The organism is Streptomyces sp. iso_384 (assembly GCF_056172905.1).
This window is the reverse complement of the sequence record NZ_JBWBTT010000001.1, coordinates 4,538,467-4,550,363: the sequence shown is the minus strand read 5'-3', so window position 1 is coordinate 4,550,363 and position 11,897 is coordinate 4,538,467. Positions and strand designations below refer to the sequence as shown.

At 71.0% G+C, this 11,897-nt stretch carries 11 protein-coding genes and 1 pseudogene; 5 read left to right on the top strand and 7 right to left on the bottom strand.

Annotated elements, in window-relative coordinates:
- Positions 1 to 36 precede the first annotated feature (36 nt).
- Positions 37 to 1,264, bottom strand: a pseudogene (locus AC0VY3_RS20450) (PP2C family protein-serine/threonine phosphatase).
- Positions 1,265 to 1,364: 100 nt separating this feature from the next.
- On the opposite strand from AC0VY3_RS20450, the gene AC0VY3_RS20445 reads away from it, so the two are divergent.
- Complete coding sequence (locus AC0VY3_RS20445; RefSeq protein WP_475550227.1) at positions 1,365 to 2,492, top strand: TIGR00341 family protein; 1,128 nt, start codon at positions 1,365 to 1,367, stop codon at positions 2,490 to 2,492.
- 525 nt (positions 2,493 to 3,017) lie between these two features.
- On the opposite strand, the gene AC0VY3_RS20440 is transcribed toward AC0VY3_RS20445, so the two are convergent.
- Together AC0VY3_RS20440 and AC0VY3_RS20435 are read right to left on the bottom strand one after the other, a co-directional pair.
- The gene (locus tag AC0VY3_RS20440) at positions 3,018 to 3,341 is read right to left on the bottom strand and encodes a hypothetical protein (RefSeq protein WP_358379665.1); all 324 of its coding nucleotides are present in this window, start codon (positions 3,339 to 3,341) and stop codon (positions 3,018 to 3,020) included.
- A gap of 611 nt (positions 3,342 to 3,952) precedes the next feature.
- Positions 3,953 to 4,726, bottom strand: a complete 774-nt coding sequence (locus tag AC0VY3_RS20435; protein WP_358769969.1) for a potassium channel family protein — start codon at positions 4,724 to 4,726, stop codon at positions 3,953 to 3,955.
- Positions 4,727 to 5,720: 994 nt separating this feature from the next.
- On the opposite strand from AC0VY3_RS20435, the gene panD reads away from it, so the two are divergent.
- Together panD and AC0VY3_RS20425 are read left to right on the top strand one after the other, a co-directional pair.
- Positions 5,721 to 6,146 carry an aspartate 1-decarboxylase gene (panD, locus tag AC0VY3_RS20430; RefSeq protein WP_475550226.1) on the top strand — a complete coding sequence of 142 codons (426 nt, stop codon included), beginning with the start codon at positions 5,721 to 5,723 and terminating at the stop codon, positions 6,144 to 6,146.
- Positions 6,147 to 6,211: 65 nt separating this feature from the next.
- Complete coding sequence (locus AC0VY3_RS20425; RefSeq protein WP_242739386.1) at positions 6,212 to 6,565, top strand: GNAT family N-acetyltransferase; 354 nt, start codon at positions 6,212 to 6,214, stop codon at positions 6,563 to 6,565.
- A 26-nt stretch (positions 6,566 to 6,591) separates the two neighbouring features.
- Here the strand turns inward: AC0VY3_RS20425 and AC0VY3_RS20420 are convergent, their stop codons facing one another.
- Positions 6,592 to 7,362, bottom strand: coding sequence for a PIG-L family deacetylase (locus tag AC0VY3_RS20420; protein ID WP_475550225.1), 771 nt, complete (start codon positions 7,360 to 7,362; stop codon positions 6,592 to 6,594).
- 211 nt (positions 7,363 to 7,573) lie between these two features.
- On the opposite strand from AC0VY3_RS20420, the gene AC0VY3_RS20415 reads away from it, so the two are divergent.
- Complete coding sequence (locus AC0VY3_RS20415; protein WP_078611318.1) at positions 7,574 to 7,780, top strand: hypothetical protein; 207 nt, start codon at positions 7,574 to 7,576, stop codon at positions 7,778 to 7,780.
- Positions 7,781 to 7,936: 156 nt separating this feature from the next.
- Here the strand turns inward: AC0VY3_RS20415 and AC0VY3_RS20410 are convergent, their stop codons facing one another.
- The 3 genes from AC0VY3_RS20410 to AC0VY3_RS20400 are packed head-to-tail and all read right to left on the bottom strand — an operon-like array spanning position 7,937 to position 11,216.
- Positions 7,937 to 9,313 carry a type III PLP-dependent enzyme domain-containing protein gene (locus tag AC0VY3_RS20410; protein ID WP_475550224.1) on the bottom strand — a complete coding sequence of 459 codons (1,377 nt, stop codon included), beginning with the start codon at positions 9,311 to 9,313 and terminating at the stop codon, positions 7,937 to 7,939.
- 32 nt (positions 9,314 to 9,345) lie between these two features.
- Positions 9,346 to 10,143 (bottom strand): family 1 encapsulin nanocompartment shell protein, encoded by a 798-nt coding sequence (locus AC0VY3_RS20405; protein WP_103508940.1) that lies wholly within the window; start codon positions 10,141 to 10,143, stop codon positions 9,346 to 9,348.
- Positions 10,143 to 11,216, bottom strand: coding sequence for a Dyp-type peroxidase (locus tag AC0VY3_RS20400; RefSeq protein WP_475550223.1), 1,074 nt, complete (start codon positions 11,214 to 11,216; stop codon positions 10,143 to 10,145). Before AC0VY3_RS20400 ends, AC0VY3_RS20405 begins: the two co-directional genes overlap by 1 nt.
- Before the next feature lie 248 nt (positions 11,217 to 11,464).
- Between AC0VY3_RS20400 and AC0VY3_RS20395 the strand changes: the two genes are divergently transcribed.
- The gene (locus AC0VY3_RS20395) at positions 11,465 to 11,878 is read left to right on the top strand and encodes a peptidoglycan-binding domain-containing protein (RefSeq protein WP_475550222.1); all 414 of its coding nucleotides are present in this window, start codon (positions 11,465 to 11,467) and stop codon (positions 11,876 to 11,878) included.
- Positions 11,879 to 11,897 lie beyond the last annotated feature (19 nt).

Below are 11,897 nucleotides of genomic sequence, written 5' to 3'. Positions count from 1 at the left end.
CCGGCGCGCTCCTCACCACGTGCGGAGTAGGACGGGTCACAGGCGGATGATGACCAGCGCCGTGTCGTCGATGTTGCCGGTGGGCGGGAGGAGATCGGCCAGGAGGGAGTCGGCCAGGGCCTCGGGGGCGGCCTCCCATGGCGGACGAGGGCGTCGGCCAGACGGGTCAGCCGACGTCGATGTCCTCGCGACGACGCTCGATCAGACCGTCGGTGCACATGACCAGAATGGCTCCCTCGGCGAAGGCCGTACTGGCCTCCGGCCGCCGGACGTGCTCGGGGCGCGCGCCGAGAGGCGGATCAGTCGCCCGGTCGAGGAAGGCCACGGTGCCGTCGTCGTGAAGCAGGGCGGGTGGAGGATGGCCCGCGCTGCTGTACGTGATGGTGTGGGTGGCCCAGTCGATGAAGGTCTTCACCACCGTGGTCGACTCGGCACCATCGACATGCCGGGCGTACAGGCCCAGAGCCTCCAGGGCGCGGGCCGGGCCGTCGGCGACGCGAGCGGCCGCGCTCAGCGCGCTGCGCAGTTGCCCCATGACGCAGGCGGCTTCCAGCCCGTGGCCGACGACGTCGCCGACAGCGACCGCGATGCGGTCGCCGGGCAGGTCGACCAAGTCGTACCAGTCGCCGCACACGTTCAGGGTGCCGACGGCGGGGCTGTAGCGGACGGCTGCCCGGTGGTGCCCGACCGGGTCGGGGGCGGGCAGCATCGCCGCCTGCAAAGCCAGCGCGACCTCCCGGTCGCGCGCCTGGGCCCGACGCAGACCTTCGTTCACCTGCTGCAGATCACGGGCGCGGGTGTACAACTCGGCCTCAAGGACGCGTGTGGCGCGGTCACCGCCGCGGTCGCCGCGAGCGCGGATGAGTCCGGTGACCTCCTCCACCCGGTGCACGATCAGCACGACGTCACCGTCCGGGCCGAGCACCGGCGCGTTGACCGGACTCCAGAAGTGCTCCACCCAATGGCCGGGCCGCTCGCGGTCCTCGATGTCGTAGCGCAGCAGCGCCATGGTGTCGCGCTCGCCGGTGGCCACTACGCGCAACATCGACGCCTGGGTCTCGCGCATGCCGGCCGCTGCTGGTTCGTCGGGGTGCTCGGGAAAGACGTCGAAGATGTAGTGGCCCAGCAACTGTTCTCGGGTGCGCCCGACCAGCCGGAGGAAATCTCTGTTGGCATCTGCGTACACCAGCTCAGGGGTGAGCAGAGCCACCATGCCGGGCAGGGCGTGGAAGACCGCCGCGTAGTCGATCTGCGGTTTCCTCATGTGCTTGCCGCCTCGGTGTCGACCATCACTGTGCTTTCCACGATAGGAGTGAACGCGCCACGGAGCCCGGGCTTGTTCCCTCCCGGCCTCCGGCGGTCACATGGGCGGCGGACCCGTCGAAACGAAGCGCTCGAACGTCGGCCTTGCGAAGCTCCGGGCCGGAGCCGGAGCCGCCGCGCGCGTGTCCTGCCCGAGGGAAGCGTGCCGGGCGTGGTTGTTTGAGGACATGTTCAGCAAGATGCGCGCGCGTGTTCTGCCGGCCTCCCAGCGCCGCTCGCTGGACGAACTGGCCCACGATCTGTACCTGTCGTCCGGGGACACCACGTCCAAGCGCTCGGCCTTCTGGACCATGCTGACGCTGTCGTCGGTCATTGCCGCCGGCGGGGTGCTCACAGACTCGACGGCGACCGTGATCGGCGCGATGATCATTGCGCCCCTGTCCACCCCGATCATGGGCATCGCCCTGGGCTCGGTGCAGCGCCGCCGCACCGGATCGGCGATGGTCGTCCTCCTTGCCTGCCTGCTGGTGATCGCGATCGGGATGGTCATGTCGCTGGTCCTCCCCAGTGACTTCGACCTTCTGTCCGACAGCCAGATCTCGTCGCGGACGTCACCGGGCCTGATGGACCTGATCGCTGCCCTGGCGACCGGTTTCGCCGGCGCGGTGGCGCTTGCCCGTCGGGACGTCGCTGCCGTACTGCCCGGGGTCGCGATCGCCATCTCCCTCGTCCCGCCTCTGGTGGTGGCCGGGGTGTGCCTGGGACAGCTGTCGGGATGGCTGGCGCTGGGAGCGCTGGTGCTGTTCGTCTCGAACCTCTTCGCTCTGGTCTTCGGGGGCATGGTCGTCTTCGCCTCGCTCGGCTACGGCGTGGAGGCCGACAAGGCAGCGGGACGGCCCGCCCGAGGGGCATATGCGGCCATGGCCCTGCTGTTCGTCGTCGTGTTCGTCCCGCTGACGGCCAACACCGTGGTCACGGTTCTGCTCAACGTCTGGACCGGCCGGACGAAGACCGCGGCGGAACAATGGCTCGCCGACGAGCCGGGCGCGTCCGTCACGCGTGTGGACGCGACCTCCCGGACGATGTACATCCACGTCCGCACCCCCGGAGACCTCCCGCCGCTGGAGTCTCTGCTCGAGCGGCTCGAGGGACGGATTCCGGACGGTATCCCCGTCGTGGTGGACGCGTCACGCGGTCGGCGCATCGACGTCGGAATGGTCGGCGACTGAGTGCCGGACCTCAAGGCTCACGCGCTCGCGGAGCCTTTCGGGGCCGCTTGAGTTCCTCGCGCTCGGTGCCGGTCAGCTCGCCGGAGCCGACCTTGCCCCGATCCGCCTTCGCCCGGCGGTACCAGCCGAGCGGGGACTCCGAGCTGATGCCGGCTCCCGGGCATCGCGGTGACCGTCCTGCTCGGGAAACCACGAGCGCGACCGAGTCCCGCTTGAACTCCTCGGCGTGCCGCTTCGTGTGCGTGAACCACCACGGCCTGGCCCACCGGGGTGTCTCCTCGCACCGGGAGACGGCGGTCGCCGAGTCGGTCGTGATGAAGGCACCGGTCGATTTCCACAACCGGGCCGACCTCGACGTGCTGCAACGCGTCCAGGCGATCCTCTTTGAGGACGACACACCACGGCGAGGAATGAACCGATGCCGGGAGTGCGCCGGTGGATCAGCCTCTCGTGACGCTCGTTTGACGCTCCGGGTGCCCACGCGCGACACGGAGAGTCAAGGAACCTTTTCTGACCTGCTCTTCCTCACGGTGGGAAGGCCTGTCGCCAGGGCTCGGGGCCGGACGGCATCGCGGGGTGCAGAGGGACCTGGAAGGCGTCGGCGAAGTGGACCTTTGGCAGTGCGCCGGGCAGCAGCAGTGAGGTGGTGGGAGGATCGACCTTGCGCGGCCGATACCAGAACAGGCGGTGCAGCAGACGCACCCAGCATGAGCGGCTCGCGGGCCGGGCCACCCGTTCTACCGAACTGCACGGAAGATTGTCCAGGGCTCCCTCGATGACCGTGTCGTGCAAGTGGCCTACCGCGAGCGGCCAGCGCAGCACATCTGCGCGGGGGGTGCCGATGAGCATGTCGTGGCGGGCCAGGCAGCCGCCGCCGTCCAGAGGGTGGATGAAGAACTCGTGGTAGCCCGCGCGGGGTGGGCCGAACCGGAAGCGGACCCGGGTCCCGGGCTCGTACTCCTTGACGGTGTAGCCCGTCCGCGAGCCGACAGGATCTGCTGGAGGCTGTGTGCGCCTACCCCTTGCGCAACGGCCTCGGAACCTTGTCGCTGCGCCCGCTGGCCGAGGAGATCCACTCCAGCCCACGTGTACTGATCTACCTGTTCGGCAGCAAGGACGGCCTCCTCCGCGCCCTGCTGGCCCGGGCCAGATCAGACGAACGGTTCAGATCCAGCGGATTGCCGACTTCCGGAACGAGAACGCCCACGACGGTCTGCGTTCGGCCGCTCGATCGCTGTGACAGTGGCTGTCCGAAGACTCCCGCCGCGGCCTGCTTACGCTCTGGATCGAGAGCTACGCCCACTCCCTCCTCCACCCGGACGGGCATGGGGCCGGTTTCGCTCGCGACACGGTCGACGACTGGCTGAACCTGCTCGCCGCCTGCCAGCCCGCCGCGCTGCGCTGCGCGACACCGAGGCCGGGGCCACACCGCGCACGCCTTGCCGTTTCCCGTCAGGTGTTCACGGCCCCGGAGAGTAAGGTCCGGGCACTTTGGCCGCTTCGGGCCCCGGTGCGACTGCGAGCCGCGCGACCTCGGCCCGCAGTGCGGTGACTTCCGCGGTCAGGGCCTCCAGGAGGGCTGTCTGCCTGCGTTCCTCGGCGTTGTCCCGTTCGAAGCGGGAGATGAACCAGGCCGCGATGTTCGCCGTCACGACACCGAGCAGTGCGATGCCGGAGAGCATCAGCCCTACGGCGAGCAGTCGGCCGAGCCCGGTGGTGGGCGCCAGGTCCCCGTACCCGACCGTCGTCATGGTGGTGAAGGACCACCACACCGCGTCGCCGAGGGTGCGAATGTTGCCAGTGGGTGCGTCCCGCTCCACCTGGAGCACCGCGAGCGAGCCGAACATCATGAGTCCGACGACCGAGCCGGCGACGTAGACCGTCATCGTGATCTGCGGCGCGTGCCTGGCCCGTCGGCCCACCAGGAGCAGAGTGGAGACCAGCCGCAGCAGACGCAGCGGCTGAACCAGCGGCAGGACGACGGCCACCAGATCCAGCGGATGGCTCCGGACGAATGCCCACTTGCCGGAGGCCAGTGCCAGCCGAACCGCGTAGTCGACGGCGAACGCCGCCCAGACGGTCCACTCGGCGGCACGGCACGCCGCGTGCACCCAGTCCGGTGCATCCGGAGCGAGGACAGGGAAGGCGTATGCGACGGCGAACAGCACTGCCAGCAGCAGAAGGGGTGTACGCGTGCGCTGCTCCCATCGGCTCAGCCTGGTTCCATTCTTCATACGGGCATCGTAGGATCCGGGAAGGAGAGAGGCCCCAGAGGGCCTCGCCGAGAGAGGCAGGGGTCCCGTTCCGTGTTTCGTTGAACCGTTCGCTGCCGGGACTGCGGTGGCGAGCGGCCAGGGCAGCTGTGACGGAAGAGGGAACCTTTCCCCGAGTGTTCCGCCAGTCCTCGGCTCGCCCCGCGCCATGACAGGGCTGTGGCCCGGGCGAGGGTGTGGAGCACGTCCCAGAGGGTCACTTCGAACTGCCGGGGCAGCTCCGTCTGCGGGATCGGAGCGAGGGCGGGCTTCCGGCGGAGCGGCTCGTCCTCGTTCTCCTTCCGCTTCTTGTCGTCCGCCGCGATGGCGGCTTCCACCTTCCCGACGAGTACCACGTCGGAGTGGACGGAGACGTTCGACGGCTGGGTCAGGTCCTGGAGCACTTCTTCGGTCGGCTTCAACAGCTCTCCTTCACAGTGTGCGAGGCCGGTTCACCATCGGCTGGACCGTACGGAGGGAAGGAACGGCGCACACACGTGCGCAGGGGCGCATGACATGGACCTCGGCTCGGTCGGGTCGGCGTCGACGCCTCGGCCCGCCTCGCCCACGAGGTCCACACTGCCGAGGAGTTTCGGACGGGCGGAAGGCGGCGATCCGGTTTCCGGGCTGTCGAGCATCGATCGGCTGATGGCTAAGAGGGGGCGCGTTCCGTGAGCCGGAGCGATGGCGGGGCCCGGCAGGTCGGTGCGTGGGCGCACTTCGTCCGTGTGCTGAGGTGTCTTCCGCATGCATGATGACTCGTCAGGTAAGTCAGCATCCGGTCAGCGCAAGCCCCCGCGCGTTCCGGGGCGATTGTCCCCACAGACGTCTGAGCGAAGGGGAAGCCCAGGTAGGAAGCCATTTCCTGATCGGAGCGATGTTCTTCACAAACATCGTTCGGCGTGTCCCGGTGTACAGTCGAGATCGCCCTTGACCTGCACAAAGTAGGCAGGGAGCCGTCTTCGAGGAGTCTCAAGTGTTGCGCACTCTGTTCAAGTCCAAGATTCACCGGGCCACCGTCACCCAGGCCGACCTGCACTATGTCGGATCCGTGACGATCGACGCCGCCCTGATGGAGGCCGCCGACCTGCTGCCCGGCGAGCTGGTCCATATCGTTGACATCGACAACGGCGCACGCCTGGAGACGTACGTCATCGAGGGCGAGCGCGGCTCCGGTGTCATCGGGATCAACGGCGCGGCCGCACACCTCGTGCACCCCGGTGACCTGGTCATCCTGATCAGCTACGCGCAGGTCGACGATGCCGAGGCCCGTGCACTCGTGCCGCGGGTCGTCCACGTGGACGCGGACAACCGGATCGTGGCACTCGGTGACGACGCCTCGGCGCCGGTACCGGGGAGCCGTACGGAGCGGAGCCCGCAGGCCGTCGTCGCGGACGTCTGAGGCCGCCGTCCGCGCTTCCGGGACGAGCGCGGTGTGCGCGGTCCACGAACGAGAGGGCAGGAGCCATGGCGGAGAACGCGGCAGTGGAGATCAGGGACGACCGGGAGCACGGCACTCTCGTGGCGTACGAGGACGGTACGTCGGCCGGGACCATCGCGTACTTCGTCATGGACCCGGCTCCCGGCGCGCTCGTGGCCGTGCACACGGTGGTCCGGCCCGAACACGAGGGCAAGGGCATCGCGGGCGCGCTCGTGAGGGAGTTCTACGCCATGGCCGCCCGCGAGGGCGTTCCCGTCGTGCCGCTGTGCCCGTACGCGGCGAAGTGGGCGCAGCGCCACCCCGACGAGGCGCCCGAGGCGCCGGGCGAGCTCGTCCGGGAGGCGGGGCGGCAGCTCAGGCACCATCCTGAGCTGTTCTGAGCCCTCCGCCCGCATCGAGCTCGCCGTCAGGCGCTCAGCTCCGTGGCGGACCCGCTCCGAGGCGTGAGGTCCTGGCGGATGTACCACTCGGTGCCCAGCACCTCCCGCTGAACTGCCGGTGACAGAGCGGCGATCCGGCCCGGTGCCGCTCCTCGTTCCACCTCGCTGCGGTGCGCGAGGATCGCGGCCAGCTTCTGCGGGAGCCAGGGGCCGACGTCGACGGTCGTGGTGATCCACGCGTCCTCCGAGCAGTACAGCGCGTCGGCCGGGGTGCCCGCCCGGGCCAGCCGTCCGCCCACCGGAACGGCCGCCGAGCGGGGGTACGTGGCGAGGTGGAGCGCGCTCGGCTGCCAGGGATCACCGGCTCGTGGACCGTAGCGGGGGAGCCCGGCGGCCCGGACCGCCAGCGCGGTGATCCGGTGGGCGTGCACGTGGTCCGGGTGGCCGGTCATGCCCCCGTAGGCGTCCACCGTGATCAAGACCTCCGGCCGGACGTCCCGGATGTGGCCGACCACCGCCTCCACGGCTTCGTCCAGCGGCGCGTCGAGGAACCGGGGCCTGCCCGGTGCCGACTCCGGTACCCGGGCGTCCGCGTAGCCGAGCAGGCGCGGGGCGCCCGCGCCCAGGGCGTCCAGGGCGCGGCCCAGCTCGGCGGCCCGGTGTGTGCCCGGCGCCCAGGTCGCGGTGACCACCGCCGTGCGGGCGCCGGATGCCGCGTGCTGGGCCAGTACCCCTCCGCAGAACAAGGACTCGTCGTCCGGATGGGCGTGGACGGCGAGGACGCTCGGCAGAGACATGGGGACGCCTTTCGTGTCGACGGTGCCGGTCGTGGATCCCGGACGGGGCAGGGGCCCCGGAGTGCTGCCCACTCCGGGCGGGCAACGCACCCGGCCGTGCGCGTTGCCGTCGCCGGGCGCATGTGTGGACTCGGCAGGCGCGGGCAGCCGCACCGGGAGACGGTGGAGGAAAGCTCCATCTGTCCTTTCCGTGCCGTTGTGGAGGATCGCGATGACCCACCCGTACCCCGACCCCGTACCGCCCTCGCCGACGCCTCCGCCCGTACCGGGCCCGCCCACCCCGGTGCCCGGTCCGCCGCCCGTGCCGCCGGGTCCCGGGCCCGTTCCGCCCGGCCCCGCGCCCGACCCGATTCCGCAGCCGCCGGGCCCCGACCCCGTACCGGATCCGGAACCCGAGCCCCAGCCCGCCGGGACGTGAGCGGGGGCCGGTACCGGTGACGGTGCCGGCCTCGGCGGCGCTGACCGACCGTCGCCCGGCGCTTCTCGGTCCCGCACCGGCCCACCGCGGTGACGCCGAGGGGCGCCGGAGGGCCGGGGCGCCGGGCGGCTGTACGTTCCCAGGCATCCGCCCCGGTCAGTCGCTCCGCTCGACCAGCGCGTCGGCGTGCGCGAGGCCGCTCTCCGCCGCGATGGCATCCATCGACTGCGCGTCCCGCACCGTCGCGAACGTCACCGCCGTCCCGTCGCGCCCTGCCTCCGCCGCCACCCGGAACCCGTACACCGCCGGCCGTGGGAGGCTGTTGTACGCCCACGGGGTGGAGAAGTAGTACGCCCCCGTGTCGTACAGCACCACCACATCGTCCTGGGCCAGCTCCGGCAGCTCCCTGCCGTACGCCACCACGTCGCCGGCGAAGCAGCACGGTCCCGCGATGTCCTGCGCCAGCACCGGGCCGCCCTTCGGTGTGCCGTCCGGGCCGAACGCCCCGATCCGCAACGGCCAGGCGTCGGGCATGAGGACGGTACGGGTCGCGGTCTGCGCTCCCGCGTGGGTGAGCGCGATACGGCGGCCCCCGGCGTCCTTCGTGTACTCCACCCGGGCCCCGATGAACCCGTTCTTCGCCAGCAGCGACCGGCCGAACTCCGTGACCAGCGCATAGCGCCCGGAGAAGAGGCCGGGGGCGGCCGCCGTCAGGGCCGCCACGTAGTCCGCGTAGGTGGGGTGCACGGTCTCGTCGGCGAAGTTGACCGGGAGTCCGCCGCCGATGTCGAGGCTGGTGACCTGCCGGTCGCCCAGCGTCGCGTTGATCTCCTCGGCCAGTTCGTAGGTCTGTGCCACCCCCGCCGCGATCAGCTCCAACGGGCAGCCCTGGGAGCCCACATGGGCATGCAGCCGGGTCAGCCACGGCCGTTCCCGGAAGGCCGCCACGATCGCCTCGCGGGCCCCCGGGTCGCGCAGCGCCACCCCGAATTTGGAGGTGTCCGTCGCCGTGCTCATCGGCCCGATCGCGCCACCGCCGACCTGAGGGTTGACCCGCAGCCCGAGTACCGAGGCGGTGCCCGGGTTCCGGAGGGCGTCGATGCGGCGCAGTTCGTCGAGGCTGTCGGCGTTGACGGCCACGCCGAGGGCGAGCGCCAGCCGGATCTCCTCGCGGGTCTTGGCGGGGGAGTCCAGGACGATACGGGAGGCGGGGAACCCGGCCTCCAGGGCCAGCCGCAGTTCACCGGGGCTGGCCACTTCGCAGCCCATGCCGCGGTCGGCGAGCAGCCGCAGCACCGGGATGAGGGAACAGGCCTTGGCCGCGAAGGTGTGCAGCACCCCGGGTGTGGCGGCGAAGGCCTCGCGCAGGGTTCCGACGGAGGCGCGCACCCCCTCCGTGTCGATGAATCCGGCGACCGGGCCGCCCTCGTCCAACAGCCCTTGCTGGACGGCCGCCTTGACGACGGCGTCGAAGCGGGCGGCGGGCGGGGCCGTGCCGTCCTCGTGGTGTGGTGCGGAAGTCGTCTGCGTCATACGGTCAGAGTCCCTGATGGCTGCCCCCAGGGTCAGGCGATCAGACCGACCACGGCCTCCGGCGTCAGCATCCGGAAGGTGAAGGCCTGCTGGAAGTAGAGGTGGATGCTGGTGGTGTCGTGGTCCGCGTAGCCGATCGACAGGTCCTGGCCCAGGCAGAGTTCGAAGTCTCCGCCCCGGGTGCTGAGCAGCACCCCGCCCTTGACCGCGGGCGCCCACAGGATCTCGTCGTCCACCAGGCGGCTCAGATGCGTCTTGACCGGATACCCGTGGTCCGAGGTCTCGGCGGCCTCGGTGAACGCGTCCGCGCCGAGCAGCAGCCGGTACGGTCCGTCGACACCGGCCAGCCGCAGCCGGGTCACGGCCTGGCTGACCGCCACCGGATAGTCCCGCGCGTCGGCGGGCAGCGGCAGCGGCTCGTGCGAGGAACCGTCCCGCAGGCCGGTGATCCCGGCCGCCCCGTACCCGTCGATGATCGCCATGTCCTCGGCGAACGCACAGGTGCGCGCCGCGTCCTTGACGGGCTGCCAGTCGCTGTCGGCGGAGCCGCGCTCCACGTCGTCCACGGCCTGGCGGGTCACCGTGAACGGCACCCGCCACTCGATGACCGGCATCGAGGTGCGGGCCCGCGCCACCACGTCCGGGGTGGGCGGATCGATGTCGCGCAGATGGCCGTCGCCCACGGCGGACAGCGTGGGGCCCTCCGGATCGGACACGTCGACGACACGGCGGCCGGCGACATGGCGGCGGAAGGTGCGGCGGGCCTCCTCCTCGATCTCGTCCCAGGCGGACGGGGTGACCGGTGCGAGTTCGCGGTGCAGATTGTTCATCACGGGGCACTTTCTTGCAGGCTGCCGATGCGCAGCGAACCGTGGTCGGGACCGGCCGCGACCGCTTCCTGCCGGACCGGTACGGGCACCGGTTCCGGCCGGTCCCCGGAGCGGGCCACGACGGGCAGGGGCGGCGGAGCGTCGAGGAAGTCGGCGCGGGGGGCGAAGAAGAGCGAGCCCGTGACCGCGGTGGAGAAGTCGAGGATGCGGTCGTGCGTCCCGGGTGGATCGCCGAGGAACATGTTGCGGAGCATCCGCTCGGGCACGTCGGGATCGGCGGCGTACCCGATGAAGTACGTACCGAACTCGCCCTTCCCGAAGCTCCCGAACGGCATGTTCGCCCGCAGGATGTCGCGTTCGGTGCCGTCCGGGTCGGTGATGGTGTTGAGCGCGAGGTGGGAGTCGGCGGGCTTGTCCTCGTCGGGGAACTCCACGTCGTCGAGCTTGGTGCGGCCGATGACGCGTTCCTGCTCCTCGACGGAGAGCGCGTTCCAGGACGTCAGGTCGTGCAGATACTTCTGTACGACGACGTAGCTGCCGCCCTCGAAGTCCGGGTCGTCGTCCGCGCCGACGAGCGCCGCCGAACGGGCGTCGTCGCCGACCGGGTTCTCCGTACCGTCCACGAAGCCGAGCAGATCCCGGTGGTCGAGGTAGCGGAAGCCGTGCGTCTCGTCCACGATCCGCAGGGCCCCGCCGAGCTTGTCGAGCAACTGGGCCGCCCACGCGTAGCAGACGTCCATCCGCTCGGCCCGGATGTGCAGCAGCACGTCACCCGGGGTCGCCGGGGCGTGGTGCAGAGGTCCTCGCAGCTCCGGGAACGGGTGGAGGTGCGCGGGCCGTGGCCCCGCGAACAGCCGGTCCCAGGCGCTGGAGCCGAAGCCCGCCACACAGGCGAGGCCGGAGTCCGGGTACCGGAATCCGAGCGACCGGGCGACGGCCGCGAGATCCGGCAGCACGTCCCGCACCGCGCCTTCGCCGCCCGGCTCGATCGTGCCGACCAGGAACAGCGCCGCGCTGGTCAACGGTGCCACGACGGGCTGGACGGAGACGGGGTCAGGCACGGCGTCGGGCATGCGCGCACTCCACTACGAACGGCGGACAGGACTCGCAGCCACTAAGCCACGCCCTGCGGCCGGCCGCACCCGGGGTGGACCGTGCGGGTCAGCGGCAATGGGTCGGTAGCCGACGATCGGCGGGCTGTGCAACCTGAACTGTTCGAGGTACCCGGGGCAGCCGTGTTCGCAAGACAGTCGGGTGTGCCCGACCGGCAGGCACGCACGGCCGGGCGATACCGACCACGCACCCTCTCAGGAGTTCTTCCATGGCTCTCACCGCAACCCGCAGGCGCACCGCGATCGTGTTCGCCTCCCTCGTCCTGCTGGGAGGTACGGCCACCGGCGTCGCCGCCGCGGCCGGGACCGGCGCCGCCGCTGCCGCGGCCTACCCGTGCGACGTGAAGATGAGCTCCGCCGGCCGGCTCTCGGCCGGCTACCACGACGGCAACACCGTCGTCCCCTCCACCTCGCAGGTGACCGCCGCCGGCAAGGAGGCCCAGTGCCTTCTCCAGTACCAGGGCCACAACCCGGGTACGATCGACGGCATCTTCGGCCGCAACTCCCAGGCCGCGGCGAAGAAGTTCCAGAAGGGCGTCAACTACGCCTGCCGCACCACCCTGGCCGAGGACGGTCAGGTCGGCCGGCAGACCTGGCCCTACCTGCGCCGGCTCTACTGCTGATCCTCCGCAGCGCATCAAC